Source organism: Paramicrobacterium agarici (genome assembly GCF_002563955.1).
Taxonomy (GTDB): Bacteria; Actinomycetota; Actinomycetes; order Actinomycetales; family Microbacteriaceae; genus Paramicrobacterium; species Paramicrobacterium agarici.
The window spans coordinates 2,193,896-2,213,321 of the sequence record NZ_PDJE01000001.1 but is presented as its reverse complement, the minus strand read 5'-3'; the positions used below and the strand labels follow the sequence as shown (position 1 = coordinate 2,213,321).

General features: G+C 63.3%; 19 protein-coding genes and 1 tRNA gene. 2 read left to right on the top strand and 18 right to left on the bottom strand.

Annotated features, from left to right (window positions below; translation table 11 throughout):
• Positions 1 to 5 precede the first annotated feature (5 nt).
• Both def and ATJ78_RS10815 read left to right on the top strand, forming a co-directional pair.
• A complete protein-coding gene (def, locus tag ATJ78_RS10820) occupies positions 6 to 575 on the top strand; it encodes a peptide deformylase (RefSeq protein ID WP_098407601.1) in 570 nt (189 codons plus the stop codon).
• A gap of 81 nt (positions 576 to 656) precedes the next feature.
• A tRNA-Asn gene (locus tag ATJ78_RS10815) sits at positions 657 to 729 on the top strand.
• Between the two features lie 83 nt (positions 730 to 812).
• Here ATJ78_RS10815 and ATJ78_RS10810 read toward each other — a convergent pair.
• The 18 genes from ATJ78_RS10810 to ATJ78_RS10725 form a co-directional block, all read right to left on the bottom strand.
• Positions 813 to 1,637 (bottom strand): ATP-binding cassette domain-containing protein, encoded by an 825-nt coding sequence (locus ATJ78_RS10810; RefSeq protein WP_169923441.1) that lies wholly within the window; start codon positions 1,635 to 1,637, stop codon positions 813 to 815.
• Positions 1,638 to 1,672: 35 nt separating this feature from the next.
• Positions 1,673 to 3,523 (bottom strand): DNA primase, encoded by a 1,851-nt coding sequence (gene dnaG / locus ATJ78_RS10805; protein ID WP_098407599.1) that lies wholly within the window; start codon positions 3,521 to 3,523, stop codon positions 1,673 to 1,675.
• 52 nt (positions 3,524 to 3,575) lie between these two features.
• Positions 3,576 to 4,844: a deoxyguanosinetriphosphate triphosphohydrolase gene (locus tag ATJ78_RS10800; protein ID WP_098407598.1), complete on the bottom strand. Its 1,269-nt coding sequence runs from the start codon at positions 4,842 to 4,844 to the stop codon at positions 3,576 to 3,578.
• Positions 4,834 to 5,988 (bottom strand): tRNA dihydrouridine synthase DusB, encoded by a 1,155-nt coding sequence (gene dusB / locus ATJ78_RS10795; protein WP_098407597.1) that lies wholly within the window; start codon positions 5,986 to 5,988, stop codon positions 4,834 to 4,836. The genes ATJ78_RS10800 and dusB overlap by 11 nt, the downstream gene beginning before the upstream one ends.
• 133 nt (positions 5,989 to 6,121) lie before the next feature.
• Entirely contained in the window at positions 6,122 to 6,790 is a 669-nt protein-coding gene (locus ATJ78_RS10790) for a DsbA family oxidoreductase (protein ID WP_098407596.1), read from the bottom strand.
• A gap of 38 nt (positions 6,791 to 6,828) precedes the next feature.
• Entirely contained in the window at positions 6,829 to 7,632 is an 804-nt protein-coding gene (locus ATJ78_RS10785; RefSeq protein ID WP_098407595.1) for an isoprenyl transferase, read from the bottom strand.
• Positions 7,629 to 8,375 carry a DNA repair protein RecO gene (recO, locus tag ATJ78_RS10780; protein ID WP_098407594.1) on the bottom strand — a complete coding sequence of 249 codons (747 nt, stop codon included), beginning with the start codon at positions 8,373 to 8,375 and terminating at the stop codon, positions 7,629 to 7,631. The genes ATJ78_RS10785 and recO overlap by 4 nt, the downstream gene beginning before the upstream one ends.
• Before the next feature lie 107 nt (positions 8,376 to 8,482).
• Positions 8,483 to 10,249 carry a 2-isopropylmalate synthase gene (leuA, locus tag ATJ78_RS10775; RefSeq protein WP_098407593.1) on the bottom strand — a complete coding sequence of 589 codons (1,767 nt, stop codon included), beginning with the start codon at positions 10,247 to 10,249 and terminating at the stop codon, positions 8,483 to 8,485.
• Between the two features lie 155 nt (positions 10,250 to 10,404).
• Positions 10,405 to 11,787, bottom strand: coding sequence for an ABC transporter permease (locus ATJ78_RS10770; protein ID WP_098407592.1), 1,383 nt, complete (start codon positions 11,785 to 11,787; stop codon positions 10,405 to 10,407).
• Entirely contained in the window at positions 11,784 to 12,545 is a 762-nt protein-coding gene (locus tag ATJ78_RS10765) for an ABC transporter ATP-binding protein (protein ID WP_098407591.1), read from the bottom strand. Before ATJ78_RS10765 ends, ATJ78_RS10770 begins: the two co-directional genes overlap by 4 nt.
• Before the next feature lie 75 nt (positions 12,546 to 12,620).
• Positions 12,621 to 13,286, bottom strand: coding sequence for a response regulator (locus ATJ78_RS10760; protein ID WP_098407590.1), 666 nt, complete (start codon positions 13,284 to 13,286; stop codon positions 12,621 to 12,623).
• Between the two features lie 16 nt (positions 13,287 to 13,302).
• A complete protein-coding gene (locus tag ATJ78_RS10755) occupies positions 13,303 to 14,475 on the bottom strand; it encodes a sensor histidine kinase (protein ID WP_098407589.1) in 1,173 nt (390 codons plus the stop codon).
• A gap of 98 nt (positions 14,476 to 14,573) precedes the next feature.
• On the bottom strand, positions 14,574 to 15,479 hold the full coding sequence (gene era / locus ATJ78_RS10750) for a GTPase Era (RefSeq protein ID WP_098407588.1): 906 nt from the start codon (positions 15,477 to 15,479) through the stop codon (positions 14,574 to 14,576).
• Positions 15,476 to 16,768 (bottom strand): hemolysin family protein, encoded by a 1,293-nt coding sequence (locus ATJ78_RS10745; RefSeq protein WP_098407587.1) that lies wholly within the window; start codon positions 16,766 to 16,768, stop codon positions 15,476 to 15,478. The genes era and ATJ78_RS10745 overlap by 4 nt, the downstream gene beginning before the upstream one ends.
• Positions 16,769 to 17,233 carry an rRNA maturation RNase YbeY gene (gene ybeY, locus ATJ78_RS10740; protein WP_098407586.1) on the bottom strand — a complete coding sequence of 155 codons (465 nt, stop codon included), beginning with the start codon at positions 17,231 to 17,233 and terminating at the stop codon, positions 16,769 to 16,771. It abuts the gene before it with no gap.
• Positions 17,230 to 18,318: a PhoH family protein gene (locus tag ATJ78_RS10735; RefSeq protein WP_434061495.1), complete on the bottom strand. Its 1,089-nt coding sequence runs from the start codon at positions 18,316 to 18,318 to the stop codon at positions 17,230 to 17,232. The genes ybeY and ATJ78_RS10735 overlap by 4 nt, the downstream gene beginning before the upstream one ends.
• Positions 18,305 to 18,661: an HIT domain-containing protein gene (locus ATJ78_RS10730; RefSeq protein WP_098407585.1), complete on the bottom strand. Its 357-nt coding sequence runs from the start codon at positions 18,659 to 18,661 to the stop codon at positions 18,305 to 18,307. The genes ATJ78_RS10735 and ATJ78_RS10730 overlap by 14 nt, the downstream gene beginning before the upstream one ends.
• A gap of 35 nt (positions 18,662 to 18,696) precedes the next feature.
• Positions 18,697 to 19,425 carry a 16S rRNA (uracil(1498)-N(3))-methyltransferase gene (locus ATJ78_RS10725; RefSeq protein WP_098407584.1) on the bottom strand — a complete coding sequence of 243 codons (729 nt, stop codon included), beginning with the start codon at positions 19,423 to 19,425 and terminating at the stop codon, positions 18,697 to 18,699.
• Position 19,426 lies beyond the last annotated feature (1 nt).

The following is a 19,426-nucleotide window of genomic DNA, read 5'->3' as shown; positions in this document are numbered from 1 at the left end:
ATTTCATGACCGTGCTTCCGATCCGTATCCACGGCGATCCCGTCCTGCATGAACCCGCGGCACCCGTGACCGAATTTGACGACGCGCTGCGCCACCTCGTCGCCGACATGTTCGAGACGATGGATGCTGCGCCGGGCGTCGGCCTTGCGGCCCCCCAGGTCGGCGTCGGATTGCGTGTCTTCGTGTACAGCTACGGAAACGATGCATCTGAGAAGCCATGGCGCGGCGTTGTCGTGAATCCGACCCTGTACATGACGCCGCCAGCTGCGGGCGTTCCCGACGAGCACGATGAGGCAGAGGGCTGCCTCTCGTTTCCTGGCGAACGATTCCCCCTGCGACGCTCGGAGCGCGTAGTGGTGACCGGATTCGATGCGCACGGGCAGCCGCTCAGGATCGAGGCGGAGGGCTGGCGCGCGCGGATTCTGCAGCACGAGTACGACCATCTCGACGGCACGATCTATATCGATCGGCTCGACTCGGCGTTCGACCGCGTGCTGCTGCGCATCGTGCGCAAGCGCGGCTGGGGTGTCGCGGGCAACAGCTGGAATCCGATGGACGAGCGCTTGGAAGGGTAGCGTCGGGAAAACGCCCGGGCGCAACGCCGGATTTGGCGCGTGCCAATCCTTTGGTAAAGTAGCTGTGCTGTTCGACAGTGATCCTCGATAGCTCAATTGGCAGAGCAATCGGCTGTTAACCGATAGGTTGTTGGTTCGAGTCCAACTCGAGGAGCGTCTGGCCCTCTCCGTGCGCGGAGGGGGCTTTTGCGTTGGTGAGGCGCGGTGTCCGCGCTCGAGGGGCCGGGCGCGGTGAAACTACGCCGTTCCGCCTTCTTCGTTCGCCCCCAGGGCGCTCAGATATGGGTGAGTGCGGTCTTGCAGAAGAGAGTCGATGGCGTCGAGACCGACGAGCCCGCCCCTGTGCAGCGCGATGACGCGTGATGTGACGTGACGCAGCAGAGCGAAATCATGACTGATGACGAGTGCGGCAAGCCCCTTCTCATCGCGCAGCGTGCGCAGGAGTTCGTGGAGCGCTTCACGTGCAAGAACGTCGATGCCCGTGGTGGGTTCGTCGGCAATCAGAACCCGTGGCCCGAGGACGAGTGCTCTGGCCAGCGCGACGCGCTGACGCTGGCCGCTCGAGAGTTCGAACGGATACGCTTCGAGGGCCGAGAACGGCATGTGCACAGCATCCAGCAGAGTTGCGACATGTCGCCCGAGAACCGCTCGGTCGAACCGTTTGTCGCGCTCGAGGATAGGCTGGCCGAGAATTTCCGACACCGTGTACTCGGCGGGCAGCTGCATGGCAGCATCCTGCGGAAGAAAGGCCGTGCGAAACTGCAACTCTGCGAGACGCCGTTTGGAGACCCGGCCCCTCAGCGGTGTGTCGAAGAGCCGGGCCTCGCCGCCCGTGATCACCGGCGCGACCTTCTTGTTCGGAGTCGATTTGAATTCGGCGGAGAGCACGCGTGCAAGTGTCGACTTTCCAGAACCAGCTTCTCCGATGACGCCGACGATCTCCCCGGGAGCCACGGTGAACGTGACGCCGTCGAGAGCGATGTGCTCCGGGCTTGCACCGTGTGCCGGGTAGCTCACGGTGAGGTCGGATGCTGCCAGGACAGGGTCGGACGCAGACTGCATGAGTCCCATCATGCCGCAGCGATTGAAGGGACGGGTCATCCCGCGCGGAGACGGCGCCGTTCTGTCTCGAGCTGCACGAGCTTCTGCTGAATGGTGCGGGACCCCTCGGCGTCGTGTGGATCGTGGCGCTGCAGAGAGCCGAGAAGCTCGGCCTTTCGGCGCAGCATGTCTCGCTCGATGAGCGACACCGTGACGTCGCGAACATACACTTCGAGTTCGCGCTCACCTCTCTCGGGCAGAGGAGCGACGCCCAGCTGATGCAGCAGATCACGGTATGGCTCGGGAGTGTCATCGCTGATTCTCTGGAACCAGTCCGTGGAGCCGAACACCTCCATATGCGCTGCGATCGCGTCGCGCACGACGGACAGCGAGTGGTTGGTGAACCCGGTGTGTACCGCGGCGAGCACGAGATCTGCACCGATCGACTGGGGATGCTGCACGATGGCCATGAGAGCGTCCCGCTCAAGCCGTGTCGACGGATCGCGAGGAAGGTCGGAGAGGCCGACCGGTCGCTCGCTGTGCGCGCCGTCCGACTCGCCCGCGGGCTCGCGGCGATTCTGCGAAGCTCCCGTCCCCGACGAGCGCACCGCGCGCTGCACCTCTCCCAGGTCCATGCCGAGCTGGCGGGCCAGCACTCGCGTGTAACCGGGACGAAGCGACGCATCGCGAATCTCAGAGACGATCGGGGCTGCCGAACGCAAGGCGCCGACGCGCCCTTCGACGGTGTCGAGGTTGTACTCAGAGAGCACCTGCTTGATCACGAACTCGAACATGGGCTCTTTCGTCTCGAGCAGACGCCTGACCGCGGCATCGCCACGCTTGAGCCGGAGATCACACGGGTCGAGTCCTGCGGGTGCGACAGCGACGTAGGTCTGCGCGGCGAAGCGCTTCTCTTCAGAGAAAGCCCTCAGCGCTGCCTTCTGCCCCGCAGCATCCGGATCGAATGTGAACACGACTTCTCCATTGCGCGAGTCGTCGCCCATGATGCGCCGAATGACTTTGATGTGATCGACGCCGAACGCCGTACCGCACGTGGCGACCGCGGTCGTGATGCCGGCGAGGTGGCATGCCATCACATCGGTGTATCCTTCGACGACGACGACCTGATTTCCCCGTGAGATATCGCGCTTGGCCAGGTCGAGGCCGTACAGCACCTGCGCCTTGTGATATACGGGAGTCTCGGGCGTGTTGAGGTATTTCGGGCCCTTGTCGTCATCGAAGAGCCGTCGCGCTCCAAAGCCCACCGTCTGACCCGTGACATCGCGAATAGGCCAGACTAGTCGCCCTCGAAAACGGTCGTACACTCCCCTGTCGCCCTGCGACAGCAATCCGGCTGTAACAAGTTCGTCGCGAGTGAACCCCGCCGCCGTAAGGTGCTTGTACAGGCTGTCCCAGCTCTTCGGCGCGAATCCGATGCCAAATCGCGCGGCGGCCTGCGCGTCGAACCCGCGTTCGCCGAGAAACGCCCGCCCAGCATCGGCGCAGGGAGCCATGAGCTGTTTCTGGAAGTACTCTTCTGCCGCCTTGTTCGCGGCAAGCAACCGAGAACGACGCCCGTGATCGACGCCGGGCCCACCGCCGTCTTCGTAGTGCAGTTCAACGCCGACGCGCGCCGCGAGCCTTTCGATCGCTTCAGCGAACGTGACGTGGTCCATCTTCTGCAGAAACGAAATGACATCGCCGGACTCCCCGCAACCGAAGCAGTGGTAAAAACCGACTTGCGGCCGCACGTGAAAACTCGGGGTCCGCTCGTCGTGAAAGGGGCAGAGTCCCTTCATCGAGCCGATTCCCGCGGACTTCAGTGAGACGTAGTCACCGATGATGTCGGCGATATTCGTGCGCGACTTGACCTCTTCGATGTCTGTCTGTCGAATGCGGCCCGCCATGCACCCATCCTAGTCTCCGCGTACGTCTCGCCCCGTGGATCTGTGGACGGCGTCACGCCGTGGGGATAACTCCAGCGACAACGTCTCGATGCTCGTAGAGCGCGAGCGCTCCCTGATCGGTCAGGCTCGCGACTTGGTCGACGACGATACGCTTGCGCGCAGCATCCGATGTCGCATCAGACCAGTCCGCGGCGAAACCGACGTCGAGCCCCACGCCGTCCGAGGTGTAGAGACGCTCAGCAAGGGTGATGAGAATGTCCCGCTGCTGCCGGTAGATCGGTTGACGAACGTCGCTTGACATGACGAAGGCTGCGACAACTCCCTTGAGCACGGCGATCTCTGACGCGATCTCGTGCAGCACTTCGACGTGCGCGCCGAACCGGATCAGACTTCTCTGCGGGTAGGCCGCCTGCGTCGCCTCGGTCGCGGAGCGTGCGAAATGCCCGATCATGGAGCTCGTGAAGTCCTTGAGGCCCGCAAGGTCACGGCGAGACGAGGTCCAGGTGCGCGGCCACGACGGATGCTGAGCGAGGCGCTCGAATGCCGCTCCCAGGTCATCGATCGAGAACTCAGGCCCTGCCCACGCGCGAACAGCCCTCAGAAGGGAGTCGTGCCCGGCCCGGGCATTGAGGAACGCCGGATCGATGTACTCGCTGACAATGGCGTCTTCGAAGTCGTGAACAGAGTAGGCGATGTCGTCAGACAGGTCCATGACCTCAGCCTCAATGCATCGCTGCCCCTCGGGCGCGCCGTCGCGCAGCCATTCGAACGCGGCGGTGTCGTCGTCGAAGAAGCCGTACTTGGCTCTGCCGCTCGGATCCGCAATCGCGTGTGAGGCCGGCCACGGGTACTTGCAGCTCGCGTCGAGGCTCGCTCGCGTGAGGTTGAGCCCGTACGGAGTGCCGTCAGCGCCGAAGACCTTGGGCTCCAGGCGGGTGAGCACGCGCAGCGTCTGCGCGTTGCCCTCGAACCCGCCGATATCCGCCGCCCACTCGTTGAGCGCCTTCTCGCCGTTATGACCGAACGGAGGGTGTCCGATGTCGTGCGCGAGGCACGCGGTGTCGACAACGTCCGGCGCGAGCGCGAGGCTCGCGGCAAGCTCGCGGCCAACCTGCGCGACCTCAAGCGAATGCGTCAGCCTGTTGCGGGCAAAGTCCACACCCGACGTCGGGCTGAGCACTTGCGTCTTGGCCGCAAGCCGCCGCAACGCGCTCGAGTGCAGCAACCGAGCACGATCGCGCGCAAAATCACTGCGGCGCGACGTGTGATGCTCGGGCAGCCAGCGTGCTTGGTCGTGTGCGTTGTAGACGTCAACCGCCACTCGTGTTCAACTCCGCCTCGGTAATGTCGCGGGCATGCTGTCCTCCGATGGTGTGGGAATCGAGCCAGCCCTCGGGCAGCACGGGCCGCTTCGGATGCCCCGAACGACCACGAGGTCCCTCGGCATCAGCCCCAGGATACGGCTGCGACGCGTCGAGCGATGCCAGAAGCTCATCGAGTTGCGCGAGCGATTCCACTGTCGCCAGCCGCGTTCGCAGGTCGCTTCCGACCGGGTATCCCTTGAAGTACCACGCAACGTGCTTGCGGATATCGCGGCAGCCGCGTTCTTCGGAGTCGAAGAACTCTGCAAGCAGCTCGGCGTGACGGCGGAACGTATCGATGACCTGGCCGAGCCCCGGCGTGTAGCGCTGCTGTTCCCCGCGGAACGCCGCGGCAAGATCGCCGAAGAGCCAGGGACGCCCGAGGCAACCGCGCCCGATCACGACGCCGTCGCACCCGGTCTGGCGCATCATCTCGAGAGCGTCGGCGTCGGACCAGATGTCACCATTGCCGAGCACGGGCACGTCGGTGATCGCTTCCTTGAGCGTCGCGATGGCGCTCCAGTCAGAGTGACCGGAATAGAACTCGGATGCTGTGCGCGCATGAAGTGCGATGGCAGAAACGCCGGCGTCCTGCGCGAACCGCGCTGCATCGAGATACGTCAGGTGGTCGCTGTCGATGCCCTTGCGCATTTTGACAGTGACCGGGATCGGCCCCGCCGCTTTCACGGCTTCAGTGACGATTCCTCGAAAGAGATCGTGCTTCCAGGGCAGTGCCGCTCCCCCGCCTTTGCGCGTAACCTTGGGCACGGGGCACCCGAAGTTGAGATCGATATGGTCTGCCCGGTCCTCCGCGACGAGCATGGTTACGGCCTCACGCACGGTCGCCGGGTCGACGCCATACAGCTGAACGCTGCGCGGAACCTCGGATTCGTGGTGAGAGATGAGGCGCATCGTCTCAGGCGTGCGCTCGACAAGCGCGCGAGAGGTGATCATCTCGCACACGTACAGCCCAGCGCCGAACTCACGGCAGAGTCGTCGGAACGCCGTGTTCGTGATTCCGGCCATGGGTGCGAGCACGACGGGCACGTCGAGAGTCAGGGAGCCGATCGTGAGCGGCCGCGCAAGAGTGGAAGTCGAGGTCATAACCTCTCAATTGTCCCAGATTGCTCGCCATCCGCGTGCGGCGGAACTGAGCACGCATCGCCCTCGCACGCCGAAGCGTCCGCCTGACCGAGCATCGTCAGCGACGGCAGCGCGCCCGGGCCCTGCTCACCGCTCACGATTGAGCTCCGCGGCGGGTGACGACTTCGCGCAGAACGGTGTTGAACGTCTCAGGCTCCTGCGCACCCGACACGCCATATTGGCCGTCGAAGACGAAGAAGGGAACTCCGTTGATGCCGAACTCGGCAGCTTTCGCCTTGTCCTTCGCGACGTCGGCGGCGTACGTTCCCTGCTCGAGAGCGTGAGCTGCGGCATCCCTGTCGAGGCCAACGTCGCCTGCCAGATTCGCCAGATCATCGATGCGTCCAACGTGCCTGCCCTCGACGAAATAGGCGCGCATCAGTCGTTCGACAACGTCGTGCTCGCGCCCTTGTGCGCGGGCGAAATGCACGAGCTCGTGTGCTTTGAGCGTCTTCGTGTGCTTGACGGAGCCGAAGTCGTAATCGAGACCGGTCTGTTCGGCGACGCGCGTCACGTGGTCGAGCATCTGGGCCACCTGGTCCGCAGGCATCCCCTTGTACGACGCTAGGAACTCCTCTTCGCTGCCCTCAAAGTCGATCGGCGTGTCGGGCGCCAACTCGAAGCTGTGAAAGCGCACAGACACGGGAGGGTTGTCTGCATCGGACGAGAAGCTTTCAAGACCGCGTTCGAAGCGCCGCTTTCCGATGTAGCACCAGGGGCACGCGATGTCGGACCAGATGTCGACAGTGATGGGTTCGCTCATGTTCGATGCAACCGCGTCAGCAGTCCCGCAATTCCCCGTCAGGATGCCGGAGTGTCGATGGCACCGCCAAAGCGACGGTCGCGGCTCACGTAGCGCCGCACAGCCTCCCACAGATCTTCGCGCGAGAAGTCCGGCCAGAGCGTGTCGAGAAAAACCATCTCAGCGTACGCACTCTGCCAGAGCATGAAGTTACTCGTTCGCTGCTCTCCCGAGCTGCGCACGAAGAGGTCGACGGGCGGCATCTCGGGAACGTAGAGGCGCGATGCGATCGTGCGCTCAGAGATCCCGCTCGGCTTGAGCGTGCCGTCGGCCACGTCGCGGGCGATTGAGCGGACAGCATCCGTGATCTCGTTGCGTCCGCCGTAGTTGACGCACATCGTCAGGGTCAGCACCGAATTGTCGGCGGTGAGTCGCTCGGCATACTGAAGCTCTTTGATCACCGATGACCAGAGTCTCGGCCTGCGACCGGCCCACCTGATTCGCACCCCCCATTCGTTGAGCTGATCGCGCCGACGGTGGAGGACGTCGCGGTTGAAGCCCATGAGAAAGCGCACCTCGTCGGGCGACCGCGCCCAGTTCTCGGTAGAGAACGCGTATACGCTCACGTGCTTGATGCCGAGCTGAATGGCACCGGCAACAACGTCGAGCAACGCTGCCTCGCCGGCCTTGTGCCCCTCGATGCGCGCCATTCCGCGCTTGTTCGCCCACCGACCGTTGCCGTCCATGACGATGGCGACGTGCGCGGGGAGCGCCTTGACGGGAAGCTTGGGCGGATAGATTCCCGTCCAGGCGACCGGCTTGTAGGCAACGGCGTCACGGTGCGTATAGGGTTTCGGGCTCACTGTCGGCTTTCCATCTTCGATGACGAACTGAGGTGGGCATAGGAGCGGAGTCCGCGCTCGAGGTGCCATTGCACGTAGGCGCCGACGAGGCCGCTGGCCCGTGAGCGCACCGCTGCGTCAGCAGCATCCACGACGGCCCAGTCTCCGGCGAGAAGCGAACCCAGCAGCTCACGTGTCTGGGAATCCACCTTCGGGCTGCCCGTCGGCGCGCAGTCGGGACACACGACTCCGCCCATCTGAACAACGACGGCGTCGTGCGGTCCCGGCTCCTGACAGCGTGCGCAGTCCACGAAGCTCGGGGCCCATCCAGCTAGTGACAGCGCTCGCAGCAGATACGAGTCAAGCGTCGCACTCGGGGCATGCTCGGCACGCGAGAGCGAGCGCAGTGCCCCGAGCAGCAGCAGGTACTGCTGATGGTTTGAATCAGACTCCGTGAGTTTGTCCGCGGTCTCGACCATGACGTTCGCTGCCGTGTAGCTGTCGTAGTCAGCGGCAATGATCTGTCCGTAGGCTCCCAGGGTGTCCGCCTGCGTGATGGTGTCGAGACTTCGGCCCTCGTACAGTTGCAGATCGGCGACCATGAACGGCTCGAGTCGGGAGCCGAAGCGCGAACTCGTTCTCCGGATGCCCTTTGCGACGGCGCGCACCTTGCCGTGCTGACGCGTCAGCAGGGTCACAATGCGATCGGCCTCGCCCAGCTTGTGGGTGCGAAGGACGACGCCCTCATCTCGATACAACGGCACACTTGATTATCTCGTGATTCTCCTGCGCGCGCGCCGTGCGACACCGGAGCGTGCGCGACGCATGCCTGTTGCCGTGCGTCCGCCGACACACGGCAACAGAACAGCGGCTACGCCGTCGTCGAGACCAGCTGCGGACTGGGGGTGTCTGCCCTGAGCCCGCGATTGACCGCGGAGATGATCGCCTTGAGCGAAGCGACGGAGATGTCACCGTCCACACCGACGCCCCAGAGCCTGCTGTCACCGACGTGGAGCTCGACATATGCGGCCGCTGACGCATCTCCGCTCGCGCTCAATGCGTGCTCGACGTAGTCGTACAGAGTGACCTCGACCCCGTGTTCGTTCATCACGCTGAGGAACGCGGCGATTGGACCGTTCCCGTGGGCTGTGTGCTGGTCCACGGCGTCTCCGTCGCGAAGCGTGACGTCGATTTCAACTCCCCCGTCGACGTTGCTTGACGTGCGAAGACCGTTCAGCTCAAAGCGGCCCCACTTGCCCGTGCCCGTGTCGGCCGGCAGATACTCGTCGCGGAAGATACGCCAGATCTCATCGCTCGTAACCTCTCCGCCTTCGGAGTCCGTTCGGCTCTGCACGACAGACGAGAACTCAATCTGCAGTCGGCGCGGCAATTCCATTCCGCGATCGGACTTCAGGAGATACGCCACGCCGCCCTTTCCCGACTGCGAGTTGACGCGAATCACGGCCTCGTACGAGCGCCCGAGGTCTTTGGGATCAACGGGCAGATACGGAACCGCCCACGCCAGGTCTTCCGTCGAGACGCCGCGCGACGCAGCGTCGACGCTCATGGCTTCGAACCCCTTCTTGATGGCATCCTGGTGGGAACCGCTGAATGCCGTGAACACCAAGTCGCCTGCCCACGGACTGCGCTCGTGCACGGCAAGCTGGTTGCAGTACTCGGCTGTGCGCTTGATCTCGTCGATGTCGCTGAAGTCGATCTGCGGGTCAATGCCCTGCGTGAACAGATTGATGCCGAGCGCGACGAGGTCGACGTTTCCCGTGCGCTCGCCATTGCCGAACAGGCATCCTTCAATGCGGTCCGCACCCGCCATGTAGCCGAGCTCCGCAGCGGCGATCGCCGTGCCGCGGTCGTTGTGAGGATGCAGCGAGAGAATGACGTTGTCCCGGTGACTGAGGTGCCGGTTCATCCACTCGATCGAGTCCGCATACACGTTCGGAGTGGCCATCTCGACCGTCGCGGGCAGGTTGATGATGACGTTGCGCTCCGCCGTCGGCTCAAGAACCTCGAGCACCTGATTGCAGATCTCGACAGCGAACTCGAGCTCTGTGCCTGTGTAGCTCTCCGGCGAGTACTCGTAGTACACGGTCGTTCCGGGGACCGTGCTCTCCATCTGCTTGCACAGGCGTGCTCCGTTCAGGGCAATGTCGATGATTCCCTGCTTGTCTGATCGGAACACGACGTCGCGCTGCAGCACGCTCGTTGAGTTGTACAGGTGCACGATCGCCTGCTTCGCGCCCGCGATGGACTCGTACGTGCGCCGAATGAGGTGCTCCCGGCACTGCGTGAGCACCTGAATCGTGACGTCGTCAGGAATGACGTCGTCGTCGATGAGGGAACGCACGAAATCGAAGTCGGTCTGGCTCGCGCTCGGGAACCCGACCTCGATCTCCTTGTAGCCCATACGCACGAGCATGTCGAACATGACGCGCTTGCGCTCGGGGCTCATCGGGTCGATAAGCGCCTGGTTGCCGTCGCGCAGATCGACCGCGCACCAGCGGGGAGCTTTCGAGATCCGGGCATCCGGCCACGTCCGATCGGGCAGATCGACCGAGATCTGCTCGTGAAACGGCCGGTACTTGTGGGTCGGCATCGGCGATGGCTTCTGGTTGTTCTTCATTGCGTCAATTCTCCTCGCGATTCTTGTGCAGCCAACGACGAACTCCGCGACGAGAGGGGCTTGGACTAAGCCTCGTCGCGGCAGCTAAGGAGAAGCGCAGTCGAGAACACGTTTTTCAGGATAGCACCATCGTGCCCGCGTCGAGACCGCTGGCATCACTCTGCGGCAAGAGCGGCGATCGGCCGATCCCGCAGCACGCGTCGGACGGGCAGAAGTGCCGCCATCACCGCGAGAAGCAGCGCTGATCCGATGACCGCAGCCATCAGCCAGAGGGGAATGACAGGAGAGACGAGCCTTCCGCCTGGAATCGAGCCGAGCAGTGCCATCGCCCCGCTCCAGCCGTACCCGATGCCGAGGGCGAATCCCAGGATCACGCCGGAGATGCTCATCGTGATGCTCTCCACCGTCACCATCGTCCGCACGGGGCGCCGAGAGAGTCCGATCGTCCGGAGCAACCCGAGTTCGCGTCGACGCTGTAGCACAGACAGTGAGAGCGTGTTCACGAGGCCGACCGCCGCGATGACCGCCGAGAATCCGAAGAGCACAGAGAAGACGGCGATCGACAGCGACAGAGCTGTGTCCGTTCCCCGGTAGAGCTCCGGGAGATCTGACTGAGCACCGAAAAGCACGTCGTAGTAGGTCTCCATCGCGACAGAGAACATCACGATCAAGGTCACCCCGATGACGATGCCAATTGTGGCGCGACTGGTGCGCCCCGGATCACGAAGCGCGTTCGTCGCAGACAGCCGAGAAGCGGGTCCCATCGACAGCAGCTTGCCGACTCCCCCGAGCACGGGCGGCAGAATTTTCTCGGCCAGGAGAACGACTCCGAGAAACGATGCCATCCCTCCCAGAACGGCGATGAGCAGGCCGGTCGACGTGACCTGTCCGACGATGACGCCGCCCGCAAGCAGCGCTACTCCCCCGCCGAGGAGCCACACGCCGGAGCGAGTGTGCCAGGGCGACGTGATGGGATCGCTCGTCGCTGCACGGCCCGTGGCTTCAATCGGCGATACGGCGAGCACGGAGCGCGATCCAAGCCAGATGGCGGCGACGCACGTCACGATCGTGATGATCACGGGGAGCACGAGCGTCCACTGCACGAGGACATAGGGCGCGTCGGGCAGCATCCCCCAGTTCACCACCACGGGCACGCCCATCGCACAGATTCCGCCGAGCAGGAGTCCGCCTGCGGTGCTCCCGATCGCCGACGCGACGAGCCCGGTGCGCAGAAATCCTCGACGGATGCTGCGGGCCGACGCACCGAGCAGACGAAGCCGCGCGATGTCTCGTGTTCGGCCCGCGACGACAGTTCGTACGGTGTTCGACGTCACGATCGCTCCGACGAACACCGCAATCGCGAAAAACACAGCGGCGACAACGGTCAGCGCCAGCTGCATGCGAGCTCTGGCAGCGACATCATGCTCACCGAGCGCAGCCACGAGAACCGAGGTTCCCTGCAGAAGAGCCACCCCGAAGCCCGCTGAGAGCGCGGCGACGAGCGCGGTTGATCGAAGATCGCGTGCTGAGAGGATCATCGGCTCTGTTCCAGTCGCAGTGTCGTCGAGGCGATCTGCTCGGCTGACGACGGACCGAGGTCTCCAACAACGCGTCCATCGCCGAGGACGATCACGCGTGACGCCATGCTCGCCGCAGCGGCGTCGTGAGTGACCATGGCGATCGTCTGCGCGAAGTTGCGGCTCGCGTCGGACAGGATGCTGAGGACTTCGCGTCCACTGCGCGAATCGAGATTTCCCGTCGGCTCATCTGCGAACACGATGTCTGGCCGCGTCACGAGCGCCCGTGCGATCGCGACGCGTTGTTGCTGGCCACCGCTCAATTCGCTCGGGCGATGGCGGAGCCGATCATTCAGCCCGAGTCGATCGACGAGCGTAAGAAAATGATTCTGCTCCTCACTGGTGGGCGTACGACCGTCCAAATCGAACGGCAGCAGAATGTTCGCTTCGGCGTCAAGAGTCGGTACGAGGTTGAACGCCTGGAAGACAAACCCGATGCGCCGGCGTCGCAGCACGGTCAGCGCGGAATCACCGAGGCTTGTGATGTCGTCGTCACCGATCCACACTTCTCCGGAGTCCACGGAGTCGAGGCCGGCCATCACATGCATCAGCGTGGATTTTCCAGACCCGCTCGGCCCCATGATGGCGGTGAACTCGGCCGTGCGCAGACCGACCGTGACACCGTCGAGCGCGCGCACGAGACTCTGTCCGCGGCCGTAGCCCTTGCTCACGCCGACAACACGCGCAGCGAGTCCCATTTGCGATGTGGAAATCTTCATAGAATTCACGCTATGAAGCACCTGCGCTGTCGTCGTCAGTCTTCAGGATGACCTGACTCGAACGCGAGAGGGAGATCAGCCGATGACGCCGTGCTCGTATGCGTAGATTACGAGTTGCACACGATCGCGAGCCCCTAGCTTGCTGAGCACGCGACTGACGTGGGTTTTCACCGTCGCTTCGCTGAGAAACTCGCGTCCGGCGATCTCGGAATTGCTCAGCCCTGACGCCGCGAGGCGGAAGATCTGCTTCTCACGATCCGTCAGTGCTGCGAACTCCGTGGGTTCACGCGAGACCGGCGCCTGGCCCAGCTGGGCAAGGAGGGTTTTCGTCGCGCCGGGCGCGATGACCGCGCTCCCCGAGTGAACTGAACGGATGGCGGCGAGAAGGAATTCGGGCTGTGAGTCCTTGAGAAGAAAGCCGCTCGCGCCGATGCGCAGCGCCCTCGCTGCGCCCTCGTCGAGCTCGAACGTCGTGAGCACGATGATGCGCGGTGCATCGCGACCGGCTGCATCCGCCTCTGACAAAATGCGCTCCGTCGCCTCGATGCCGTCGAGCTGCGGCATGCGAACGTCCATGAGCATCACATCGGGGCGTGCTGAGCGAGCGAGAACGACTCCGTCATGCCCGTTCTCAGCTTCTCCGGCGAACTCGAGGTCAGGTTGCGAATCGATGAGCATGCGAATTCCGGCACGAAAGAGCGACTGATCATCGACGAGGGCGACGGAAATGGTTTCTGGCATCGAGAGGTGACCTCATTCAAGCTGCGGGAAGTCGTGCGTGCACGCGGAATCGGCCGGCGACGGACGCATCGATATCGAGCGTACCGCCCGCGAGCGACGCGCGCTCGCGCATTCCGGGCAATCCATGCCCGCGCGTGAGCCCGGCGTCAGGGGACGCCGGAACCTGCGCTGACTCGTTCTCGACAACGAGATCGATGCAGTGCGCGTCTCCCTTGACAAGAACGTCAACATCGCGGGTCGGGTCCCCGTGATGGAGCGCGTTGGTGAGCGCCTCCTGCAGGATCCGGTACGCGGCGATCTGCCGCCCCGTCGGAAGTTCGGGGAGCGTTCCGATCAACGTGTATCGAATCGAGAGGCCCGCGCTCCGCATTCGCTCAACAAGGGCGTCGAGATCCGCGAGGCCCGGCTGCGGTCCGCTCTCTTGCTCGTGGCGGAGCTCGCTCAAGAGCAGCCGAACGTCTCCCAATGCGTGTCGCGCCGTTTCCGAGACGGTTTCAAGGGTGCGCGCGAGTGCCTCTGGATCACCCTTGTGCACGTAACGCGCCCCATCTGCTTGCGCGACGACGACGGCGAGGGAGTGAGCGACGACATCGTGCATGTCGCGCGCGATCCTGCCCCGCTCGTGCTCGACGACGGTGGCCTGTTCCGCAAGCAGCTGAGCTTGCTGCGCTCGAAAACGTTCATAGCCCGCCTGCCGAGCAGCATCGGCTGTGCGCATGAGCTGGCCAAGCGTCCACGAGAGCCCCAGCACGACGATTCCGGCGATCGCCCCCATCACGGCGGCGAACGACAGAATGGAAATCGTCGTCACGTCAAAGCCGGCGCTCGCGTTCGTAATCAGCACGACGTACGCCGACGCGATGATTCCTCCAACGACAGCAGACGCGAGCCCGTACCAGCGCACCCATCCGTCACCGTACCGGGCCGTCGCGTACAGCACGATCGGCACGGCGATGTTGTAAGCATTCGGTGATGCTCCAGAACCCATCTGCGCGATCACGCCGATCCACGCCGCTGTGAGGGCGAGGGCAGGAGAGACTCTTCGCAGCGAGAAGACGCCCCACGTGACAAGAATCAGCCACACGTCGATGAACGTTCCTCGTACCGCGAACGGCAGGCACAGTATCGCGACGAGTATCCCTACCGCACCGTCGACGGCGTATTGCCGCGGCAGCAGAGATCGAATCATGCGCTCAAGAGTAGTTCGGCCCGAGCTCAGCGGGGCGCCAAAGCGCGTGCGATCATCCTGCGGACGGGCAAAATCATCCCCTGGTTGCATACATATGCCTAGAACCCAAGGCGACCCAGCTGCTTCGGGTCGCGCTGCCAGTCACGCGCGACTTTCACACGGAGTGAGAGGAAGACCCGCGAGCCGACAAGCGGTTCGATTTGTGCGCGGGCACGTTCGCCGACCTCCCGGAGGCGTGCACCGTGCTTTCCGATGACGATCGCCTTCTGGCTGTCGCGCTCCACGAACACATTCGCGTAGATATCGACGATGTCTTTGTGCTCGCGTGCGCTGACATCATCTACCGTCACAGCGAGCGAGTGCGGAAGCTCATCTCGCACGCCTTCGAGAGCGGCCTCGCGAATGTACTCGGCGATCCGGTCCTCGATGGACTCGTCGGTAATCCGCTCATCGGGATAGAGACGTGGTGATTCGGGAAGCAGCTTCGTGAGTTGCTCAACAAGAATGTCCAGCTGAAGCTGCTTCACGCTGGACACGGGAATGATCTCGTCCCATTCCCTCAATTGCGACACGGCGTAAAGCTGGTCGGCCACCTGCGCCTTTGGGACGGCGTCGATCTTCGTGACGATCGCAACCTTCTTTGCACGGGGGTAGTCGTCGAGCTGCTCGTTGATGAACCGGTCTCCGGGCCCGATCGCCTCGCCTGCGGGAACGCACATGCCGATCACGTCCATGTCGCCGAGCGTGGACTGGACCAGATCGTTGAGACGCTCCCCGAGCAAGGTTCTCGGTCTGTGCACACCAGGTGTGTCGACAACGATGACCTGACCGGATTCAGAGGAGACGATGCCCCTGATCGCCTTGCGCGTCGTCTGAGGCTTCTCGCTCGTGATCGCGACTTTGCTCCCGACGAGGGCGTTCATGAGCGTCGACTTACCGACGTTTGGCCGTCCGACGAACGAGACGAACCCCGCCCGGTATGCGTCGCGAGGTGAATCGCTCATTGCCACTCCTCATCCGCTGGAGATTCCGCGCGGGTATCCGGCTCCCGCTCGACGATAATCGTGCTGATCTCGCCCTGTCTGCCCGTTGTGCGTTCCGCGGTCATCGTGAGCCCGTGCGCGGTGACCGTGTCACCCGGGACCGGGAGACGGTCAAGCGCCTTGGCGAGAAGCCCGCCGACGGAGTCGACGTCGTCGTCCTCGAGCTCCATGTCGAAGAGGTCGCCGAGTTCGTCGATGGAGAGTCGCGAGCTGACACGGTACCGGGAGGTCGAGAGCTTTTCGACGTCTTGCAGCTCTCGATCGTATTCGTCGGCGATGTCGCCAATGAGCTCTTCGATAAGGTCCTCGAGTGTCACCAGTCCGGCGATTCCGCCGTACTCATCGACGACCATGGCCAGATGATTTGACTCACCCTGCATCTGCTGCAGCAGATCGTCGACTTTTTTCGACTCGGGGACGAACATGGCAGGACGCACGAGGCCGAGCGCGTCGCTCTGCTGCGCCGCTGAATCGCCCTCATACACGACACGTGCAAGATCCTTGAGGTACAGAACGCCAAGCACCTCATCGACATCGTCAGAAACGACGGGCGCCCGTGAGATCCCCGTACTCAGAAACACACCGAGAGCGGCCATCACCGTCGTGTCATGGTCGATGCTCACCATGTCGGTACGAGGAATCATGACTTCGCGAACAAAGGTGTCATTGAACTCGAAGATCGAGTGAATCAGCTCGCGATCGTCTTCTTCGAGAACACTCATCTCGGTAGCTTCGTCGACCATGCTGAGAAGCTGTTCTTCTGACGAGAAGGAGATCTCCCGCGGCACACCTGGCGTGACGCGGTTGCCGATCGCCATCAGCGCGTGCGCGATCGGGCCCAGAAGCACTCGGACGAAGTGGATCAACGGCCCTGTGATCCGGAGGATCGCGTCTGCGTGGTTGCGCCCGAAGCTGCGCGGGCTCGCGCCAACGAGTACGAACGAGACGAGGGTCATGATGAATGCCGAGAGCAGAAGCGCGATCCACAGCTGGGTGAACAGCTGAGCGAAGACCAGCGTCACGAGCACCGCCGCGGTCGTCTCAGCGAAGATACGCATGAAGTTTATGGAGTTCATGTGCGCACCGGGGTCGGTGGCGATGGCATTCAGCGATCGTGAGTCGCGGCTCTGCTGAGCGAGTTCCTGAATGTCGTTGCGCGACTTGACACCAATGGCGGCGTCAGCCGCCGTCATGAGACCTGCGAATGCGATGAGCGCAAGCGCCCCGCAGACAAAGACGATAAGAAGCACTTACGCGCCGTGCCGTTCGATCGTGGCGAACGACAGCAGAATGTCGCGCTGGATACCGAACATCTCACGCTCCTCATCAGGCTCGGCGTGGTCGAAGCCAAGAAGATGCAGAATTCCGTGTGTTGTCAGCAGGAGCAGTTCATCGAGCGTTGAATGTCCAGCGGTCTCAGCTTGCAACTCCGCAACCTGCGGGCAGAGAACGATGTCACCGAGTAGGCCGGGAGGTGCGGGGTTCTCCTCTGTCCCCGGCTTGAGCTCATCCATCGGGAAGCTCAAGACATCCGTCGGGCCCGGTTCGTCCATCCATTGAACGTGCAGCTGCTCCATCGCACCCTCGTCGACCATCACGATGTTCAGCTCTGCCTCTGAACTCACGTGCATGACACCGAGGGCATGGTTCGCCAGACGAAGCAGTGCTCCTTCATCGACAGCGACGGCGGATTCATTGTTGATCTCAATGCTCACGAGCTGAAGCCTCCGGGTTTACGTTGATGATCACGCGGTTGGCGCCCCCGGCGCTCGGCGCGGTTCGCGAACTCGCGAGCCTGATCACGTTCGTAGCGTTCCGCCTGCTGCCGTTGGTCGTACTCGCTGTAGGCGTCGACGATCTGACCGACGAGCGTGTGGCGCACGACGTCGTCACTTGTCAGACGGCAGAACTCGATGTCATCGATGTTCTTCAGCACGCGGGTCACCAGCCGGAGTCCGGAGGACGCTCCGGGGAGGTCCACCTGCGTGATGTCGCCCGTGACGACCATCTTCGAGTTGAAGCCGAGGCGCGTGAGAAACATCTTCATCTGCTCTGGCGTCGTGTTCTGGGCCTCATCGAGGACCACGAAAGAGTCATTGAGTGTGCGACCGCGCATGTATGCGAGCGGGGCGACCTCGATCGTGCCAGCCGCGAGAAGTTTCGGAACGAGTTCCGGGTCCATCATCTCGTTCAGCGCGTCGTAAAGCGGACGCAGGTACGGATCGATCTTGTCGGTCAGCGTTCCCGGCAGAAATCCGAGTCTCTCGCCTGCTTCGATGGCAGGGCGCGAGAGAATAATCCGCGTGACTTCCTTGCGCTGCAGCGCCTGCACGGCCTTGGCCATCGCCAGGTACGTTTTGCCTGTCCCAGCGGGTCCGATTCCGAAGACGATCGTGTTCTCATCGATGGCGTCGACATACGATTTCTGCCCCGCCGTCTTCGGCCGGATCGTCTTGCCTCGAGAAGACAGGATGGTCTGACCGAGAATGTCCGAGGGCGTGTGCGTGCCCGCATCGATTAGCCGGGACGATGTCGTCACATCGGACTGAGCGAGATCTTGGCCGTTGCGCACGAGCACGAGGAGCTGCTCGATCAGTTCGCGAGTCGACGCCACGGAAGCGTCAGGACCCGTGAGAGTGATGACGTTTCCGCGCACGTGCACGCTGACATCAGGATGCTCGTGCTCGATCCGTGTCAAGAGACGGTCCTGGGGGCCGAGCAAGTGCACCATCGCGATGCCGTCGACGTGCAGCGAAGCTGTTGTTTCCGGCGTGCGTTCAGGTTGGTCAGCGTCCGACAAGGGTCCCCTCTCCGAGGTCTCCGGCGATCACGTGCGCATGCACGTGGAAAACTGTCTGCCCCGCTTCGGCTCCGCTGTTGAAGATCAGCCGATACTGCCCCTCGGAGCGCTCATCGGCGATCTGCTGCGTCATGGCGATGAGCTCGGCGAGAAGCTGAGGATCACCAGCAGCGAGTTCGCTGACCGTCGAGTACTGGTCTGTCTTAGGCACGACGAGAATGTGAACGTTCGCCTGTGGTTTGATGTCCTCGAACGCGATCAGCTTGTCGTTCTCGGCCACGATCGTCGCCGGAATCTCACGTGCGATGATGCGGCTGAAGACGCTCGGTGTCGACTTAGTCATGCTTCTATCCTACGGAACCGGGGCGCACGCGCGACCTACCAGTGCCCCGATATGACGTTGAGTACGGCGAGGGCGGCTGGCCCGGCCGACGAGGTCCGTAGAACGTTCGCACCAAGGCGAACGCGTTCGGCTCCAGCATCCGCGAAACGGCGCATCTCCGCCCCGTCGATTCCGCCTTCCGGTCCTACCACGAGAAGCAGCGGGCGATCATCGAGACGGATGCTGCTGAGCGGCGTTGTTGCCTCGGGGTCGAGCACGAGCATCCGCTGAGTTGCTGCATAGGCTGCCAGCGTGACCGGGCTCTCAAGGGGCCGCACCTGCGGAATGTGCGCTCGCAGCGATTGCTTCGTCGCTTCGCGAGCGATCGTCTGCCAGCGCTGTACTCCCTTCGACGCCTTCGCAGAGTCCCACCGCGAAACGCTGCGGCGCGCCTGCCACGGGATGATCGACGTCACCCCCAGCTCTGTGCTCATCTGAACAGCGCGCTCATCACGGTCTCCTTTCGCGAGAGCCTGCGCGAGCGTGATCTGCGGGTGACGCTGGTCGACGGTGGCGACGTCTTCGACGTTCAAGATCACCTCGCCTGTCTGCACGGTCTCGACCACGCAGCGCACCAGAAGACCCTGACCGTTGCCAACCAGGACCCGCTCGCCGACGCGCACTCTCGTCACGGTGACAGCGTGCTTGGCCTCGGCGCCCGTCAGCGTCAGGAGCCCGCCGCGCGTGGCGTCGACGAGCGCCTCATCGATAAAGACGCTGCTCACA